18 protein-coding genes are annotated in these 19,172 nt (G+C 36.9%); 10 read left to right on the top strand and 8 right to left on the bottom strand.

The features are described 5' to 3' along the window. Positions 1-36: 36 nt before the first annotated feature. The 4 genes from ACFQ13_RS14600 to ACFQ13_RS14585 all read right to left on the bottom strand — a co-directional run bounded on the left by ACFQ13_RS14600 (position 37) and on the right by ACFQ13_RS14585 (position 5,313). Positions 37-783 (bottom strand): succinate dehydrogenase/fumarate reductase iron-sulfur subunit, encoded by a 747-nt coding sequence (locus ACFQ13_RS14600; protein ID WP_114308242.1) that lies wholly within the window; start codon positions 781-783, stop codon positions 37-39. A 10-nt stretch (positions 784-793) separates the two neighbouring features. Further along, positions 794-2,806 (bottom strand): fumarate reductase/succinate dehydrogenase flavoprotein subunit, encoded by a 2,013-nt coding sequence (locus tag ACFQ13_RS14595; RefSeq protein ID WP_386118609.1) that lies wholly within the window; start codon positions 2,804-2,806, stop codon positions 794-796. Between the two features lie 12 nt (positions 2,807-2,818). Next, complete coding sequence (locus ACFQ13_RS14590) at positions 2,819-3,490, bottom strand: succinate dehydrogenase cytochrome b subunit (protein WP_114308240.1); 672 nt, start codon at positions 3,488-3,490, stop codon at positions 2,819-2,821. 206 nt (positions 3,491-3,696) lie between these two features. Then, the gene (locus ACFQ13_RS14585; RefSeq protein WP_386118606.1) at positions 3,697-5,313 is read right to left on the bottom strand and encodes an aspartate:alanine exchanger family transporter; all 1,617 of its coding nucleotides are present in this window, start codon (positions 5,311-5,313) and stop codon (positions 3,697-3,699) included. A gap of 354 nt (positions 5,314-5,667) precedes the next feature. Here ACFQ13_RS14585 and ACFQ13_RS14580 point away from each other — a divergent pair, with 354 nt between their 5' ends. Continuing rightward, entirely contained in the window at positions 5,668-6,963 is a 1,296-nt protein-coding gene (locus ACFQ13_RS14580) for an aminopeptidase P family protein (RefSeq protein ID WP_114308238.1), read from the top strand. A gap of 77 nt (positions 6,964-7,040) precedes the next feature. Here the strand turns inward: ACFQ13_RS14580 and ACFQ13_RS14575 are convergent, their stop codons facing one another. The 3 genes from ACFQ13_RS14575 to ACFQ13_RS14565 all read right to left on the bottom strand — a co-directional run bounded on the left by ACFQ13_RS14575 (position 7,041) and on the right by ACFQ13_RS14565 (position 11,411). Further along, the gene (locus ACFQ13_RS14575; RefSeq protein ID WP_386118601.1) at positions 7,041-8,369 is read right to left on the bottom strand and encodes an aspartate kinase; all 1,329 of its coding nucleotides are present in this window, start codon (positions 8,367-8,369) and stop codon (positions 7,041-7,043) included. Positions 8,370-8,546: 177 nt separating this feature from the next. Further along, positions 8,547-9,857 carry a branched-chain amino acid transport system II carrier protein gene (brnQ, locus tag ACFQ13_RS14570; protein ID WP_386118595.1) on the bottom strand — a complete coding sequence of 437 codons (1,311 nt, stop codon included), beginning with the start codon at positions 9,855-9,857 and terminating at the stop codon, positions 8,547-8,549. Further along, positions 9,858-11,411 (bottom strand): serine hydrolase, encoded by a 1,554-nt coding sequence (locus tag ACFQ13_RS14565; RefSeq protein ID WP_386118593.1) that lies wholly within the window; start codon positions 11,409-11,411, stop codon positions 9,858-9,860. It lies immediately after the preceding gene. Positions 11,412-11,504: 93 nt separating this feature from the next. Here ACFQ13_RS14565 and ACFQ13_RS14560 point away from each other — a divergent pair, with 93 nt between their 5' ends. From ACFQ13_RS14560 to ACFQ13_RS14550, 3 genes are all read left to right on the top strand, one after another. Further along, positions 11,505-12,281: an alpha/beta fold hydrolase gene (locus ACFQ13_RS14560; RefSeq protein WP_386118590.1), complete on the top strand. Its 777-nt coding sequence runs from the start codon at positions 11,505-11,507 to the stop codon at positions 12,279-12,281. A gap of 77 nt (positions 12,282-12,358) precedes the next feature. Further along, on the top strand, positions 12,359-12,601 hold the full coding sequence (locus tag ACFQ13_RS14555) for a hypothetical protein (RefSeq protein WP_114308233.1): 243 nt from the start codon (positions 12,359-12,361) through the stop codon (positions 12,599-12,601). An 82-nt stretch (positions 12,602-12,683) separates the two neighbouring features. After that, the gene (locus ACFQ13_RS14550; protein ID WP_114308232.1) at positions 12,684-12,917 is read left to right on the top strand and encodes a hypothetical protein; all 234 of its coding nucleotides are present in this window, start codon (positions 12,684-12,686) and stop codon (positions 12,915-12,917) included. Here the strand turns inward: ACFQ13_RS14550 and thiL are convergent. Next, positions 12,898-13,953 carry a thiamine-phosphate kinase gene (thiL, locus tag ACFQ13_RS14545; protein ID WP_386118587.1) on the bottom strand — a complete coding sequence of 352 codons (1,056 nt, stop codon included), beginning with the start codon at positions 13,951-13,953 and terminating at the stop codon, positions 12,898-12,900. The genes ACFQ13_RS14550 and thiL overlap by 20 nt on opposite strands. Positions 13,954-14,253: 300 nt before the next feature. Between thiL and ACFQ13_RS14540 the strand changes: the two genes are divergently transcribed. The 6 genes from ACFQ13_RS14540 to sufD all read left to right on the top strand — a co-directional run bounded on the left by ACFQ13_RS14540 (position 14,254) and on the right by sufD (position 19,171). Beyond that, a complete protein-coding gene (locus ACFQ13_RS14540) occupies positions 14,254-14,493 on the top strand; it encodes a hypothetical protein (protein ID WP_386118585.1) in 240 nt (79 codons plus the stop codon). Positions 14,494-14,638: 145 nt separating this feature from the next. Beyond that, a complete protein-coding gene (locus ACFQ13_RS14535; protein ID WP_386118582.1) occupies positions 14,639-14,968 on the top strand; it encodes a HesB/IscA family protein in 330 nt (109 codons plus the stop codon). Positions 14,969-15,025: 57 nt separating this feature from the next. Beyond that, positions 15,026-16,474, top strand: a complete 1,449-nt coding sequence (sufB, locus tag ACFQ13_RS14530; RefSeq protein ID WP_114308228.1) for a Fe-S cluster assembly protein SufB — start codon at positions 15,026-15,028, stop codon at positions 16,472-16,474. A gap of 64 nt (positions 16,475-16,538) precedes the next feature. Beyond that, entirely contained in the window at positions 16,539-16,946 is a 408-nt protein-coding gene (locus ACFQ13_RS14525; RefSeq protein WP_386118580.1) for a hypothetical protein, read from the top strand. Between the two features lie 4 nt (positions 16,947-16,950). Beyond that, positions 16,951-17,703 (top strand): Fe-S cluster assembly ATPase SufC, encoded by a 753-nt coding sequence (sufC, locus tag ACFQ13_RS14520; RefSeq protein ID WP_386118577.1) that lies wholly within the window; start codon positions 16,951-16,953, stop codon positions 17,701-17,703. 154 nt (positions 17,704-17,857) lie between these two features. Then, the gene (gene sufD / locus ACFQ13_RS14515) at positions 17,858-19,171 is read left to right on the top strand and encodes a Fe-S cluster assembly protein SufD (RefSeq protein ID WP_386118575.1); all 1,314 of its coding nucleotides are present in this window, start codon (positions 17,858-17,860) and stop codon (positions 19,169-19,171) included. Position 19,172 lies beyond the last annotated feature (1 nt).

Below are 19,172 nucleotides of genomic sequence, written 5' to 3'. Positions count from 1 at the left end.
TAACGTCTTCTTATTAGAAGCCGTAATTCTATGGTCTTAACCTTTTAAATTAGCCGATAAATATTCACGGTTCATACGTGCAATATTCTCTAAAGAAATCCCTTTAGGACACTCTACCTCACAAGCTCCGGTATTTGTACAGTTACCAAAACCTTCCAAATCCATTTGCGCTACCATGTTTTGTACACGTTCTGCAGCTTCTACTTGACCTTGTGGTAATAAGGCATATTGAGATACTTTAGCACCAACAAATAACATTGCTGAAGAGTTTTTACAACTCGCTACACAGGCACCACATCCAATACAGGTTGCTGCATCCATAGCTTCATCTGCAGCATGCTTAGAAATAGGAATACTATTGGCATCTTGCGTATTTCCAGAAGTGTTTACTGAAATATATCCACCAGCTTGCTGAATACGTTCAAAAGACATTCTGTCTACAACTAAATCTTTAATTACCGGGAAAGCTGCTGCTCTAAACGGCTCAATAGTAATGGTATCGCCATCGTTAAACATACGCATATGTAATTGACAAGTGGTTACCCCTCTATCAGGACCATGAGCCTCACCATTAATATACATAGAACACATACCACAAATTCCCTCGCGACAATCGTGATCAAAGGCTACAGGCTCTTCACCTGAATTTACCAACTGTTCATTTAAAACATCCATCATTTCTAAGAAAGACATGTGCTCTGAAATGTCAGTAACTTTGTAATCGACCATTTGACCCTTTGTATTTGAGTCTTTTTGTCTCCAAATTTTAAGTGTTAAATTCATATCGTCTTTCTTATTTGTATGAACGTTGTTTTAGTTCAATATCTTTAAATTCTAGTTGTTCTTTATGTAAAATCGCTTCTGAAGGCTCTCCTTTATATTCCCAAGCGGATACAAACGCAAATTCTTCATCATTACGCTTCGCTTCACCTTTTTGAGGACCATCTAACTCTGCAGATTCTTCTCTAAAGTGTCCTCCACAAGATTCTGCTCTAACTAAGGCATCTTTAGCGAACAATTCTCCTAATTCTAGGAAATCTGCAACACGACCTGCTTTTTCAAGTTCAGGATTCATTTCATTTGCACCTCCTGGTACAGAAACCTCTTTCCAAAACTCTTCTCTAATCGCTTTAATTTCAGCCATCGCTTCTGTAAGACCTTGAGCGTTTCTAGACATCCCAGCCTTATCCCACATCACTTTACCTAATTTCTTATGGAAATAATCTACGGATTTAGTTCCTTTATTATTCACGAAGAAATTAATTCGGTCTGTCACTTCCTTTTCTGCTTCATCAAATTCTTTGCTGTCTGTTGGAATTTTTCCAGTACGAATATCATCAGCTAAATAATCGCCAATGGTATAAGGTAACACAAAATAACCATCCGCTAAACCTTGCATTAAGGCTGAAGCTCCTAAACGGTTAGCACCATGATCAGAGAAATTAGCTTCTCCAATACAGTAACATCCCGGAATGGTAGTCATTAAGTTGTAATCTACCCAAACACCACCCATTGTGTAGTGTACTGCCGGATAAATCATCATTGGGGTTTCGTACGGATTCTGATCAATGATCTTCTCGTACATTTGGAATAAGTTTCCGTATTTAGCTTCTACAATAGCCTGACCAAGTTCTTTAATCTTAGCTGGTGTAGGATTTTGTATGTTCTGAATTTTTGCTTGCTCTTTTCCGTAACGTTCAAAAGCTGAAGCAAAATCTAAGTATACTGCTTCTCCTGTTTGGTTAACACCGTAACCTGCATCACAACGCTCTTTTGCGGCACGAGAGGCAACATCACGTGGTACTAAGTTACCAAAAGCAGGATAACGTCTTTCTAGGTAATAATCGCGTTCGTCTTCCGATAAATCGGTAGGTTTTTTACGACCTTCTCTAATCGCCATAACGTCTTCCATATGCTTAGGAACCCAAATACGACCATCATTTCTTAATGATTCTGACATTAAAGTCAGTTTCGATTGGTAATCCCCAGAACGTGGAATACACGTTGGGTGAATTTGTGTGTAACAAGGATTTGCGAAATACGCTCCTTTTTTATGAATTTTCCAAGCTGCAGTAGCGTTAGATCCCATTGCATTTGTCGATAAGAAATATACATTTCCATATCCACCAGAACCTACAACAACCGCGTGTGCTGAATGTCTTTCTATTTCACCTGTAACTAAATTACGAGCAATAATACCTCTTGCTTTTCCGTCTACAATAACAACGTCTAGCATTTCGTGACGGTTAAACATTTCAATTTTACCACGTGCAATCTGACGGTTCATTGCAGAGTAAGCCCCTAACAATAACTGCTGTCCGGTTTGCCCTTTAGCATAAAATGTTCTAGAGACTAAAACCCCACCGAAAGAACGGTTATCTAGTAATCCACCATAATCACGTGCAAAAGGAACACCTTGAGCCACACATTGATCAATAATATTGGCAGATACTTCTGCTAAACGGTAAACGTTAGCTTCACGAGAACGGTAATCGCCTCCTTTTACAGTATCGTAAAATAATCTATAGGTTGAATCGCCATCACCTTGGTAATTTTTAGCGGCGTTAATTCCCCCTTGAGCAGCAATAGAGTGCGCTCTACGAGGTGAATCTTGGTAAGCAAATGCTTTTACATTATAGCCTAACTCTGCTAAAGTTGCTGCAGCAGAACCACCAGCTAAACCTGTACCCACAACGATAACATCGATATGACGTTTGTTTGCTGGGTTTACAAGGTTAATTTTATTTTTATAGTCTGTCCACTTATCTTTAATTGGACCCTTTGGTACTTTTGAATCTAAAGCCATATTAGATGTATTTTAATGATTAAAGTGATGAAACAATGCAATAAAAATGAATCCTACTGGAATAACAATTGCATACGCTTTTCCGAATCCCTTTAATCCTTTGGTATATTTATTATTTGCACCGACTGACTGAAAAGCCGAATCGAAACCATGTAAAAGGTGTAGTGCTAAAAACACAAACCCTAAACTGTATAGTGCAACTCTCCAAATAGGTACAAACTTTTCTTGTAACTCGTGGAAATATCTAAATTCACCATTGTGTAAACCAGACATATCTCCAACGATGTATTTGGTATTCATTTCTGGAAACCAAAAGTCAATAAAGTGAATCACTAAGAAGACGAGGATAAATCCACCACTCCAAATCATGTTTCTGCTCATCCATGTAGAATTGGCAGCCCCATTGTTTCTCACATAATTAACACCGTTTGCTTTTTTATTCTTGATTTCAAGAACAAATCCCATTACAAAGTGAAAAATAACACCGATAATTAAAATGGGTTGAATAACAAATTGAACCACCCAAAAGGTTCCCATAAAGTGCGATACTTCATTAAAAGTATCTGGACTTAATACAGAAAGTAAATTGATTGCAAAATGTTGTAAGACAAAAATCATTAGGAAGAAAGCCGAAAGTGCCATGGCAAATTTTCTTCCAATCGACGAATTAAGAATTCCGCTCATTGTAGCTTATATTAATTTAGTTAAACAAAGATACAGTGCAATTGGGTTTTAGACAACTACACAGTCTCATTATTAATTTATTTAGAATGAATTTAAGTAGGAGAATTTCAACAAAAACACTAACCAACCTCATCACCCTAAAAACCAAGCCCCTAACAGGCCCTTAACAATTATTAGGTTTAAAAATAAGGATAAAAATTCACACCTTAAAGTAGTGCCATAATCTCGGCAACAATAATAATTAGGACTAAAGAAACCGGATAAACCGTAGCATATGCCGTTTGCGGCGCTTCAGAATCGGTCATAGAATCCGCTGCACTTAATCCGGGAGTAGAGGTCATCCCTCCTGTTAAAGCCCCCAAAATAGACAGAAAATTAATTTTGAAAATAAAGCGCCCTACCAACACCGTAACCAACATAGGTATTAACGTAATTAACGCTCCGTATAAAAACAAAATAAGTCCATGTGCTTCAATAGCCGCCACTAAACTTTGTCCTGCACTTAAGCCTACCGGCGTTAGGAATAACAAGAGTCCAAATTGACGTAATATCTGATTGGCTGGCCCTGGTAAATTCCAAATTACAGAAGCAAACTTACCACGCCAACTTAAATAAATAGACGTTAAAAGTACACCTCCTGTTAGGCCTAATTTAAAATGTAAATTTCCAAGCGGAATGGCAATAGCACCCACTAAAACCCCAATAACAATCCCAAAGGCGACAGGTAAAAAACTGGTCTGACCAATACGTTTTAAACTATCTCCAAACAATTGTGTTACCGCTGGTACGTTTCCTTTAGATGAAGACACCAATATTTTATCACCGTACTTAATACGCGTTGTTGGGTGTGGTGCTAAATCTATACTCGCTCTTCTAATCCGAGTTATGGTTGCAGAATAGTTTTCTAGAAGATTCAACTCTTGGATGGTTTTATTCACCACAGAATCATTACTCACCACATACCATTTTATATCGTAACGGCCACTTCGCGGAATTTCAACATCGGTCACCTTTCCCAATAACAGCTCTATACGGTCTAAAGCATTTACGGTACCTACGGCTTTAATAATATCACCAGTTTCTAAAATGGTATCACTGGTTGGGGAAATAGGAAGCTGATTGGGTTTCATGATACGAGAAATATTCGCCTTCGTCATAAAACGAATACGCAATTCCTTGATGGTTTTCCCATTGACATTTTCATTAGAAATAATGATGTTCTTATTAATCACCATAGGCGTATTAAGACTAACACTGTCTTTGTACTTTTTCTCCTCTTCTTTTATATTAACTCGAAACAAGGTAGGTCCTAACTTCACAAACAAAATAACACCTAACACACCAAACGGATAAGCAATACCATAGCCAATTGACGCTAATGGCGACTGAGACGCCTCAATAGACGCTGCCAAACCTGGTGTAGAGGTTAAGGCTCCGGTTAACAAACCACTCATCATATTCATATCTACATCATAGAGGTATGAAATAGCAACTGCCGTAAGTCCCCCAACAATAACCGTTGTACTGGCTAGAAGAATAAGTTTTGTTCCTTGTTCTTTAAACGAACTAAAAAACGAAGGACCGGCTTGCATCCCTATGGTATAGATAAACAACACCAAACCTACACTTTGAATTATAGAAGGAATACTAAAATGAACTCCGTATAAATTATAAAGATAACCGAGGAAAATTGCCACAAATATAACCGCCGAGGTATCAAAACTGATTCCCCTAATCCGTACATTCCCTAAGGCAATCCCGAAGCCGATAACCAGGAATAATACGAAGTAATCTTTAGTAAGCAATTCTAAAATAAAGTCCATAAACTATAGCAATTATATTAAAATTTCAGTTCATCCAACAAATGTATTGTCCCTAACAGTGGCAGAATATGATTAATATCACTTTCTGCCAATTGAGACGAAATTACGCCATCAAAAAAATCGCCGTAAGCCCCGTAAATAGGGAACGAATACGTTAGCGTAACTTTTTTTTAAAGTCTTTTAGCGTCCTTATAATCAACACGTTTTTTAAGCTGAAATAAGACCTCTTTCACCTGAAAAAGATCGTCTAAGCCTTTAAATTTACAAAATGTTAAAAACTACACATCCAAATCGCGTATTTTTAGTATTGGCTAAATAAAACCTTAGCTTTGTAATTCAATTAAAATTCATATCATGAAATACAATAAAATTAACGCCGATCTCTTTATACATAATAGAGAAAACTTCAAAAATAAGATGGTTAGTAACAGCTTAGCTGTGTTTAACTCTAATGATGTTTACCCGATCGGTGCTGACAGCACAATGCCTTTTCAACAAGATAGGAATATATTTTACTTAAGTGGTGTAGACCAAGAAGAAAGCATTTTGGTCCTTTACCCAGAATGTCCAAACCCGAAGCACCGTGAAATTTTATTTTTAACCGAAACAAACGCTCATATCGCCGTTTGGGAAGGTGAAAAATTAACCAAAGAGAAAGCCCTTGAAACTTCAGGAATTAAAACCGTTTATTGGCTTCAAGATTTCGATCGTGTTATGAAAGAGATCATGTCTCAAGCGGATACGATTTACATCAATACCAACGAACATTACCGTGCTAGCACTGCTACTGAAACGCGTGAAGATCGTTTTAATAAAATGGTAAGAGCACAATTCCCTGCACATAAAGTTGAAAAAAGTAACCCTATTTTACAACGCTTGCGCTCCGTAAAACACAAGATTGAATTAGACCTTATACAAGAAGCCTGTAACATTACAGAAAAAGGATTTAGACGCCTTTTAAACTTTGTAAAACCTGGAGTTTGGGAATATAATATTGAAGCCGAATTTATGCACGAGTTTTTAAACAACCGTTCTAAAGGCTTTGCTTACACCCCTATTGTGGCTTCTGGTAACAACGCCAATGTTCTGCATTATATTGAAAACAACCAACAGTGTAAAGCTGGCGATTTAATTCTATTAGATATTGGTGCGGAATATGCTAACTACGCGAGTGATATGAGTAGAACGATTCCGGTTTCAGGAACCTTCTCTAAACGTCAAAAAGAAGTTTATAACGCCGTTAACCGTGTTAAAAATGAAGCAACAAAAATGTTAGTTCCTGGCACTATATGGGCCGATTACCATGTGGAAGTTGGTAAACTAATGACTTCAGAACTTATTGGTCTTGGACTTTTAGATAAAGCCGATGTACAAAACGAAAATAAAGATTGGCCAGCGTATAAGAAATACTTTATGCATGGTACCTCTCACCATATGGGCTTAGATACTCATGATTACGGTATACTACACGAACCTATGCAAAGCAATATGGTATTTACAGTTGAGCCTGGTATCTATATTCCAGATGAAGGATTTGGTATTCGTTTAGAAGATGATGTGGTTATACAAGATAGTGGAGCACCTTTTAACTTAATGCGCAATATTCCTATTGAAGCAGATGAGATTGAAACGCTTATGAATGAAGCTTAATACAGCCGATTAAACACAATAAAAAAAACCAAAACATCTTCATGTTTTGGTTTTTTTTTATAGCGTTATGTGTGGTCTTAAAGTGCAACTACACTTTCTTCAAAAACATAACGTTGTAATTTTTGTAGGGTTTCTAATTTATCACTGGTATTTACGAGTAGCGAAATATTATTATTACTACCGCCGTAAGCAATCATGCGGACATTAACATCTTGCAATACCTGAAACAATTCTGGCGTATCTGGATGGTAAATAATATGATTTCCTACTAAACAGACAATACTCATATAATCATCAATAGCCACGGTAGCAAACTTCTCTAATTCCTCTACAATCGCCTCCAGGTGCGTCGTATCATCAATAGTAAGAGACACGGCAATTTCGGACGTGGTAATCATATCTATTGACGTTTCATACTTTTCAAAAACCTCAAAGACTTTCTTTAAAAACCCATGAGCCAAAAGCATACGTACAGACTTAATTTTTATAGCTGTAATATTATCTTTTGCCGCAATGGCTTTTATACCTTCACCATGAACTTGGTTTGTAATTAAAGTCCCATGAGCATCAGGATCCATCGTGTTCTTCAACCTTAACGGAATATCTAAAGTACAAACCGGCATTACCGTTTGTGGATGTAAAATTTTTGCTCCAAAATAAGCCAACTCTGCAGCTTCGTCATAAGACAAATGAGACAGCGCTTTGGTATCTTCTACAAATCGTGGGTCGTTATTATGGAACCCATCAATATCAGTCCAGATCTGAACTTCATCAGCTTTAATCGCCGCACCTATAATCGTTGCGGTATAATCACTTCCACCACGTTGTAAGTTGGTTATAACACCATCGGCATCTAAACAAATAAAGCCTTGTGTAATATAAACCTCAGCATCGGGAGTTTGAGCAATTAAACGCTCTAAATTTTGTTTGATATAAAAATTATCAGGCTCACTAGATCTGTCGATACGCATAAATTCTAAAGCCGGCAACAAGGCCGCATCGACACCATCTTGAAGCAATAAGCGACTAAACATATACGTAGAAAGCAGTTCACCATTAGCCACAATAGTATTGTGAAGCCATTGCGAATAAGGCTGTGTAACCGTTTCTAATAAAGCCTTAAAAATAGAAGCGACATAGTCTTGCGTATCTTGCTCAAGGGTTTCATTTTGAATTAACTCTTGCACCGTAGCAACATAAGTAGCTTGCAAGGTCTTAATCTGTTTTTCTGCTTGCGCTGTGTCTTTCGCTTTAATTAAACCTGAAATTTCAACCAAGGCATTTGTGGTACCAGACATCGCTGATAACACTACAACTTTCTTACCTCCTGTACTGATAATTTCTTTTACGTGGTTCATGTTAAGAACAGAACCTACAGACGTACCTCCAAACTTGTATACTAACATAACTTTTATTTTTATACCGCAAATGTAGAGGCGGACTTTCAAATAAACATAAAAATAAAAAAAATAGTTATTTTTTACACATATTGTTAAATATATAACACAATTGAAACTAATACAGCCTAAGACACTCTAAAAGCGGACTTTAAACAGGTTAAATTCGAATAAAATTTACTAAAACTAAGCTTCAGACGAACGTCCTAACACGCGTAATCCAGAAATTAAAAAGAAAGTAAAAAGCGCCGGTAAAACCCAACCCAAGCTATATTGAGCCAATGGAATTAAGGAAATTAGTTTTGAAACACCTTCGGAAGGACTTAAAAAACCAAGGACATCGGGAATACTAAATAACACCGTCACCATAACAACGCCTCTAAACACCAAAGGACTCGCCCATTTTTCAGATAAGATATTGAGCAAAATTAGAATAATGGTAATCGGATAAATAAACAATAACACCGGAATTCCGACTTGTATAATAGCCTTAAAATCGAGTTGCCCCACAATCACACCACAGACACAAGCCAATACGGCCGTTACCACATAAACCCTTTGAGAGTTATGAAATAAGCCTTTAAAATAATCTGCCGCTCCTGCTACAATCCCTATCGCAGTGGTTAAACAGGCCAAAGCAATTAAAACACTCAATACGGCATTACCAAATTCGCCCAAAGACGAAATACTAATACCTCGCAATAAATTAGCACGTTGCATATCATTACTCAATCCGGTATCAATAGTAATATCTGAACTATAATACGCCCCTACCGCAATTAAACCAGCATATATGACAAAAAGACCTAAACCTGCGATAAAGCCCGATTTTCGAATTAGAGTTCGCTTAGAGCCGTAGGCTTCCACGGCCATATTATCAAAATTGATAGACACAATAATCACTGCACCAACAACCACAGAGGCAATAGCATCAAACGTTTGATACCCTTCTAAAAACCCTGTAATCATTGGGGTCTCAGACATTGCAACTCCTGTTGAAAATTCAGAAGACATTAAGGCAATTCCAATAACCGCCAATAGCAGTATAACAATAAAAGGCGTTAAGAACTTCCCGATAATATTTAAAATTTTAGTTCGGTTGAGCACAAAAATCAAGACCAAAGAAAAGTACACAGCACTTGTTAGCAAAGGCGTAGTACCAAACGTAGGAAATACAGCAATCTCATGGGTTGCTACAGCAGTACGAGGCGACGGAATAGCAACAGCAATAAGGTAGATTAGAATACAATAAACAATACTAAAGGACTTAGACACCTTTTTTCCAAAATCGAACAAGGTCCCTTGCAGTCTAGCGTGCGCCAAAATGCCTAAAATAGGAATGACCACCGCCGTGATCATAAATCCTAGGGTCACCAAAAACCAACTCTCACCTGCTTGATAGCCTAATAATGGTGGAATAAGAAGATTGCCCGCTCCAAAAAATAAAGAGAACAATCCAAAACTCGTGATGAGTAATTCTTTTTGCCGAATATCCACTTATTTCGTTTTCTTAAGTTCTAGATCCTGAAAATCAAAGCTAAAATCGGTAATAGGTGCTATATAACTCATTGTTGCAGACACCGCCTCTCCATGAGCATCAAAAGTGAACTTTACATAAACATCAGCATCATAACTTCTATTATCCCATTTTGCCACAAACGTCGTGGCATTTAAAGGCAACAATTGCCCCGATAACCTTGATGATCTTTCACTTTTAATAGTGTAGCCTTTTTTTGCGTTATAGGTAATATGAACATCCCCAAACCAATCGTCCGTATACGTCCCCACAATATCTTTAGGTTTTGGTAGACCTTTTAATTTTTCTGCCGCTTTTACACGATTATAAACTTCCGCTTTAATACTATCATTATACTGAATAAAAGCACGATTACGGTTTCCATAGGTCGTTAACCATTTTCTATTTTCGTATCCTAGATAGGCATCTTTAATTGTATTTGTTATGGTATTAAAGGCCGACCCATTCATTTGATTGGTTAAGACCACAATCCCTAAATCTAAATCAGGAATCATTGTAAATTGTGTTACGGTCCCTAATAAACCTCCGGTATGGTATACTTGTTTATAACCACCTTTAACGTCAGACAAAAACCAACCTAAACCATAACCTTTAAAATGTGCATCATAGGCATCATCCGGAGACACATGTAATGGCGTCTGTAATTGCCAAAGCTCATGCAATTGCTCTGAACTTAATAGACGTTCACCATTGTTAGTCACGGCATCATTCATTAAAAACGCCGCCCAGGTTAACATATCGGGTACATTACTAATAATTCCCCCTGCAGGATTTGCTGTTGCGCTCCAATCATGAGGAATCTGAATAACCTCACCTTCCGCTCTAGTGTGCGCCTCAATAATATTAGACCGGTCCGTAACACGGTTATAAGACGCCTTACTATTAGTCATGCCAACAGGTGATAATATTTGAGACTCAATAAAGGCTTCCCAAGTCATGCCACTTACACGTTTTAGAACTTCACCTGCCACGATAAACATATTGTTATTGTATTGAAATGTACTTCTAAAGGAACTTTCAGGCTCTAAATACCGCAAATTAGAAATGATATCTTCTACGGTAAAATCACTGCCTTCCGGAAAGAACATTAAATCACCAGCACCTAAACCCAACCCACTGCGATGCGTAACGAGATCGCGTACTGTAAAGGCTTCAGTTACCCAAGGATCAGACAACTGAAACTCGGGAATATGAGTTCTGACTTTATCATCCCAATTAAGTTTTCCAGCATCGACCATCATAGCCAAAGCAAAGCAGGTAAATCCTTTACTATTAGAAGCAATCCCCACTAAGGTTTCAGCATTCATCGCTTTCTTATTATCTAAAGACCTTAGACCATGCCCCTTAGCATAGACAATTTCGCCATCTTTATAAATCCCTACTGAAATACCAGGCACTTTAAAGGTGCTTAAAGTTTCCACGATTAATGAATCGAGTTGCTTGTCCTCAATTTGAGCATACCCGAAGGAAAGTGTAATAAGTAATAGAAATGAAAATAAAGCCTTTAATCTCATGAGTTATAGAATTAGTTATAGAAAGCCTTCAAAGATACTAAAATGTTATAAGGATTACGGTTGAAAAACTTTGCTTCAGTTATCTTTGCGCTTATGATTATAAACTACAAGAATTGTCAGGTTCACTATACGATTGAAGGTGAAGGGTCACCGGTTGTTTTGCTTCATGGTTTTTTAGAAAACCTAAAAATGTGGCAACCGATTTTACCCGCCTTAACCAAAACACACCAAGTGATAAGTATAGACCTTTTAGGTCATGGTGAAACCGAATGCCTGGGTTACGTGCATCGTATGGAAACTATGGCAGACGTTGTTTTAGCCGTATTACAACATGAGCAAGTGGAAAAGGCACATTTTATAGGACATTCTATGGGAGCTTATGTGGCTTTAGCCCTAGCTGAACAACAGCCAGAGTTGTTTAAAGGCCTTTGCCTGATGAATTCTACTTTTGAAGCCGATACTCCAGAAAGGCAACAGATTAGAACCCGGGCTTGTAAAATGGCGCAACACAACTACCAAACCCTTATAGAACTCTCTTTTGCTAATTTATTTTCTGAAGAAAGCAAAACCACATATAAAGAGGCTTACCAAAACGCCTTAAATGAAGCTTTACAAACGCCCTTACAAGGCTACATTGCTGCACAAGAAGGGATGAAACTAAGACCTAATCGTTTAGAGGTTTTTAAAAACTTAGAAGGACAGCAATTAATCATCGCCGGAAAAAAAGATCAGCTTATAAATAGGGAACAGGTCTTAAAAACTATTGAAGGCAGCCGCATTACTTATGTAGAATTTTCTGAAGGACATATGAGCTATATTGAAAACAAGAAAGAATTGACTTACAATATCTTACAGTTTGTCGAAAAATAAACCCTTTTAACGTTTTATCTTCATTTATTGCGTAGGTTTACTTCATACGTTAACCCCTTTATTGTAATAATTTAGATATGACGCCTACAAAAATCTACTGTGATTTATTTGGTCATAATTACGAGATTACCAAAAAAGTCACCAATCATGTAAAAGAGTACACCTGTACTTGCTGTAAAAAACAACTCACTACCGATAGCAATGGTCAACTTACGGCTCTAACCCCTAAACACCAAGACATTAATTTGGCTTTAGAGCGAATTTACAACCATAAGCTAATGCGTTTAAAGCGAAAAACCGTCCATTCGTCGATTTATTAGGTGCAAATCCCAAACTAACGCCTATTTTTCTTATATTCCAAGCCCTGTCAATAAGATGCACAACCCCTAAGAATTCCAGTTAATGAAAAACATTTACTGTTCACTCTTTGGTCATAGATATCAGGTGTCCAAAAAAGTGACCTATCACGTAAAAGAATACAAATGTAAACATTGCAAGACAGAAATGACCATCAATGGCGATGGTGCCCTGACACCACTCACCCCGAAATTCAAAGAAATCAATAAAATTTTACATCGCATTCATAAGAAGCGCTTAAAAAAGCGACAGCAACTTTTTACGCTGGATCATCAGTAAGCGCATTCCAACCTTTAGCAATAATCGGAATTTTTTCCTCTCCACGAGTTACCAAATGCATCCCACGATCTTCATCGGTGATATATCCTATAATCGTTAAATTAGGATTCCCTTTTATTTTCGGAAAATCTTCTTGTGAAATGGTCATGAGCAATTCATAATCTTCACCACCACTTAAAGCAATCGTCGTACTATCAATATTAAATTCTTCACAAGTGGCAATCACTTGCGGATCTAGAGGAATTTTATTTTCATACACATCAACCCCAACCTTACTTTGTTTACATAAGTGGATCACTTCAGAAGATAAACCATCACTTACATCAATCATACTTGTAGGCTTCACGTCTAACTCTTTTAAAAGCTCCACAATATCCTTACGGGCTTCTGGTTTTAATTGACGTTCAATGATGTAAGTATACATCGATAAATCGGGCTGATTTTGAGGATTCACCTTAAAAACTTGCTTTTCGCGTTCTAAAACTTGCAAGCCCATATAAGCGCCTCCTATATCTCCCGTAAGCACTAAAAGATCGTTAGGTTTAGCACCAGATCTTAACACTTCGTGCCCTTTCTCTACTTCACCAATAGCGGTTACCGAAATAATTAAACCCGAAGTTGAAGATGTAGTATCTCCACCAACAACGTCTACATTATAATATTTGGCAGCCATCGTAATCCCAGCATACAACTCTTCTAAAGCTTCTAAGGGAAATCGGTTAGACACCGCAATAGAGACTGTAACTTGAGTAGCCATCGCATTCATGGCATAAATATCCGAGAGATTAACCACTACAGCTTTATAACCTAAATGTTTTAAAGGAGCATAAGTCAAATCAAAATGCACACCTTCTACCAATAAATCTGTAGAGACTACAATTTGTTTTTTATCAAAGTTTAGAACGGCAGCATCATCACCAATACTTTTTACGGTCGATTTTTGAGTCACTGTAAAATGCTCAGTTAAATGCTCTATTAATTTAAACTCTCCTAATTCACTTAAAGGAGTTCGCTGTGGGTTTTTATCTTCAATCATACTGCAAAAATATTATCCTTTTTTTAAATACGATGCATTTAACGTATTTATTCCATCTTATTCCAAAGTACAACCCTATAAACAAACTGTAATTTCAGCTATTTTCTTATTCAAAACCAACCATTTAGGTGAGTTCATTCAGGACTTCAATACGCTATCCTAGGCTAAAAAAGAGCGTTCATAAGGACCTAAACGACATGATATTACAAAAATTTAATGCATTTCGTCGAAAAATTATGCGTTTTAACCTATATTTCTCACGATTTATATAAATTGTCCTCCCCAAAACACCCCAAACCTATGAAACCTACCAACAAAAAGCCCCTACCTTGTGCCGTTTTTGGCCACAATTATGTTCGTTCTAAAACCAATTCAGACCAAACTGTAGAACTTACTTGCACGCATTGCAACACCGTAGTTATGACGGATAGCTCTGGCAATTTTGAGAATAATACCCTTAAAAATCCAGAAATTGCAGACACGTTACGGGAGTTATACCAACTTACACGTCAATTATCTAAAACACGTGTAGCATCGTAGCATACACTCTTCTCGGCTTTTACTAGCTTTGGCGTCATAGCCATTGCTTATGAAATCATATACTAATATAATGTTAGTAGCTATGGTTAAACACTTGCTATATCGTATATTTGCATTCTATTTAGAACTAATCTAGTTATTCAATATGATCAATGTCTCTGAACATGCAAAAAAGAAAGTTATAGAACTTATGACTGATGACGGCTATGACCCTAGCACAGACTACGTAAGAGTCGGTGTAAAAAGTGGTGGCTGCTCGGGTTTATCTTACGATTTAAAGTTTGACAAAACACAATTAGAAGATGACAAAGTTTTTGAAGCCAATGATATTAAAATCATTGTAGACAAAAAGAGTTTCTTATATCTTATTGGTACCACCTTAGAATATTCTGGAGGCTTAAATGGAACTGGTTTTGTTTTTAACAACCCTAATGCCAATCGCACCTGCGGTTGTGGCGAATCTTTTTCACTTTAAATCGAGCTTACCCCAACCTTCCTTAGAGAAGGCGCTTAAAAAAACGCAAAAATTATTATGAGTAAATATACAGAAGACGATCTTAGAGAAGAATTAAAAACCAAAGAATACGAATATGGTTTTTATACTGATATAGAATCAGAAACCTTCCCTAATGGTCTTAATGAAGAGATTGTTATTGCTATTTCCAAGAAAAAAGAAGAGCCAGAATGGATGACCGCTTGGCGTCTTGAAGCTTTTAAAGTTTGGAAAGAAATGACAGAACCAGATTGGGCTAACGTTAACTACAAAAAACCCGATTTTCAGGCGATCTCTTATTATTCTGCACCCAACAACAAACCAAAATACGATAGTATTGACGAAGTTGACCCAGAATTATTAGCCACGTTTGAAAAATTAGGCATCTCACTAGACGAGCAGAAAAAGCTTGCTGGCGTTGCTATGGACGTGGTTGTAGATTCCGTTTCAGTCGCTACGACCTTTAAAAAGACTTTAGGAGAAAAGGGTATTATTTTTATGAGTATTTCAGAAGCCATAAAAGAACACCCAGAATTGGTAAAGAAATACTTAGGAACCGTCGTACCACAAAAAGATAATTTTTACGCCGCTTTAAATTCTGCAGTATTTAGTGATGGTAGTTTCTGTTACATTCCTAAAGGCGTGCGTTGCCCAATGGAATTATCTACTTATTTCAGAATTAACCAAGCCGGAACAGGTCAGTTTGAAAGAACCCTTGTTATTGCAGATGAAGGCAGTTACGTTTCCTATTTAGAAGGTTGTACCGCTCCAAGTAGAGACGAAAACCAATTACACGCGGCCGTTGTAGAACTTATTGCCTTAGATGACGCTGAAATAAAATACTCAACAGTACAAAACTGGTTCCCAGGAAATGCTGAAGGAAAAGGTGGGGTATACAATTTTGTCACCAAAAGAGGCCTTTGTGAGAAGAACGCCAAAATATCTTGGACACAAGTAGAAACCGGGTCTGCCGTAACATGGAAATACCCATCTTGTATCTTAAAAGGTGATAACTCTGTCGGAGAATTTTACTCTATTGCCGTTACTAATAATTACCAACAGGCCGATACAGGAACTAAAATGATTCACTTAGGGAAGAACACCAAATCGACCATTATATCTAAGGGAATTTCTGCAGGAAAATCGCAAAACTCTTACCGTGGATTGGTACAAATTAATTCGCGTGCTGAGAATGCTCGTAACTTCTCCCAGTGTGATAGTTTATTAATGGGGAATGAATGTGGCGCACACACTTTCCCATATATCGAAGCCAAAAATAAAAGTGCCATGATTGAGCACGAGGCTACCACGAGTAAAATTGGAGAAGACCAGATTTTCTATTGTAACCAAAGAGGAATCGATACTGAAAAAGCCATTGCCTTAATCGTAAATGGGTTTAGTAAAGAAGTCCTAAACAAACTTCCTATGGAGTTTGCTGTAGAAGCACAAAAACTATTAGAAATTAGTTTAGAAGGTTCTGTAGGATAGAACATTTAAAAGTGGTCACCACTTTGTTTAAGGGTAATAATATTGCAAATCCAACCATTGAAATATGAGAAAAATTAGCGTCATTATTGTTTTAACTTTAGTCTTTTTTGCTTGTAAAAACGAGCCTAAACAAGAGGCCAATTCTAAAGACGAAAACCCCATAACTAAAACGACATCTGAAGCTTATGTTACCTTAAAAGGTGACTTTGTATACTATGCCGATGCGGCCGTATTACAAACCCCTTCAGAAATTTACGGAGTTGTTATTGATGAAAAGATGCACCAACTCAATAAGCAGGTCACTGCTTTAAAAAATGAAGACACAGATATGGTACCAGTCACCGTAAAAGTCAGAAAGTTTGAAAAAAACAAAGACGAAGAAGGATGGCAATACCGTGTAGAAATAAAAGAAATTTTAAAGGTGGAAGCACCTGATCCAGAAGGAAAAGACGTTATAAAATTAGCAAATTAAGACTATGTTAAAGATTAATAATTTACATGCAAGTATAGGAGATAAAGCCATTTTAAAGGGGATAAATCTTGAAGTAAAACCAGGAGAAGTTCATGCTATTATGGGACCAAACGGTTCTGGTAAGAGTACCTTAGCTTCTGTTATTGCAGGTAAAGAAGACTACGAAGTTACGGAAGGTTCTATTTTATTAGAAGAGGAAGACATTGAAGAATTAGCCGCAGAAGAGCGTGCCCACAAAGGCGTCTTTTTATCGTTTCAATATCCTGTTGAAATCCCTGGAGTTAGCGTAACTAACTTTATGAAAACAGCCATCAATTCTTCACGTAAAGCTAAAGGTTTAGAAGACATGCCAGCTAAAGACATGTTAAAGATGATTCGTGAGAAATCTGAATTATTAGAAATAGACCGTAAGTTCTTATCGCGTTCTCTTAATGAAGGCTTCTCTGGAGGTGAAAAAAAGAGAAACGAAATTTTCCAAATGGCCATGTTAGATCCTAAATTAGCCATTTTAGATGAAACCGATTCTGGTTTAGATATTGACGCCCTACGTATTGTTTCTAATGGTGTTAACAAACTAAAATCTAAAGACAACGCTGTAATTGTAATTACACACTACCAACGTTTATTAGATTATATCGTTCCAGATTTTGTACACGTTTTATTAAATGGTAAGATCGTAAAATCAGGTACCAAAGAATTAGCACACGAGTTAGAAGCTAAAGGTTACGATTGGATTAAAGAAGAGGTGGGTGCCTAATTTCCTTTTTAGGATAGGCTTGTCTTTGGTCATACCAAACACAGCACAACCCCCGCTTACCTAGCATGTTTTTAATAAAAAAATAAGGACACAGTTTTTTATTGCACTTCCCAGAATACGGTAGAGCAGGTGAAAAACTGAAAACTGAACAAAAATGGAATTAAAAGAAAAATTAGTATCGTCGTTTATGGCCTTTGAGGACAACGTAGATGTGAACTCGTCGATACATGATATACGAACTGAAGCTATAAAAACATTTGAAGCAGAAGGCTTTCCGACTAAAAAGTTAGAAGCTTGGAAATACACGTCCTTAAATTCCGTTTTAAAGCAGGATTATAGTGTGTTTCCTAAGCAAGATAATGAGATTGAATTTAAGGATGTTAAGAAATACTTTATTCATGATATTGATGCTTACAAAATCATCTTTATCGATGGTAAATACGCGTCACATTTATCGCAAACCACACATGATGGTTTAGACGTCTGCCTTATGTCTGCCGCTTTAACAAAGCCCAAGTACAAGGTTATTATAGACAATTATTTCAATAAAATTGCCAAGAAAGACGGTCTATCCTCTTTAAATACTGCATTTGCTTACGAAGGGGCTTATATCAACATTCCTAAAAACAAGGTGGTTGATAAGCCGATTCAAATTATACATTTCTCTACCGGAAATGAAGCTGCAGTAATGCTACAACCAAGAAATTTAATTATCGTTAACGAAAATGCACATGTTCAGATTATAGAACGTCATCAGAGTTTAACCGATAATCCTGTTTTAACCAATTCTGTCACAGAGATTTTTACAAACAAACGTGCCATTGTTGATTATTACAAAATTCAAAATGATAAACAAACGGCTTCTATTATTGATAATACCTTTATCAATCAGAAGCAAGAAAGTTTAGCCAAAGTCCACACCTTTTCATTCGGAGGGAAATTGGTAAGAAACAATTTAGAGTTTTATCAAAATGGCGAACGTATAGACTCTACCATGAAAGGTATTACCGTTATTGGTGATAAACAACATGTAGATCATAACACTTTAGTACATCATATTGAACCAAATTGCGAAAGTCACCAAGATTACAAAGGGATCTTTGATGATAAATCTACGGGTGTTTTCAACGGAAAAGTTGTTGTAGAAAAACTCGCTCAGAAAACCAATGCTTTTCAGGCTAATAACAACATTTTAGTTAGTGATAAAGCGAGCATTAACACCAAACCTCAACTAGAGATTTTTGCTGATGATGTAAAATGTTCTCACGGTTGTACCATTGGTCAATTAGATGAAAGTGCCATGTTTTATTTACGCTCACGTGGTATTCCTGAAAAAGAAGCCAAAGCCTTACTCATGTTTGCCTTTAGTAACACAGTTTTAGATTCTGTTAAAATCCCAGAGATTAAAAATAGAATTACAAAAATCATTGCCAATAAATTAGGTGTAAACATCGGGTTTGATTTGTAAA

It is taken from the genome of Winogradskyella rapida (assembly GCF_042675845.1).
In the GTDB taxonomy this organism is placed as follows: domain Bacteria; phylum Bacteroidota; class Bacteroidia; order Flavobacteriales; family Flavobacteriaceae; genus Winogradskyella; species Winogradskyella rapida.
Note: the sequence above shows the minus strand (reverse complement) of the source record. Positions and strands in the feature narration are given on the sequence as shown.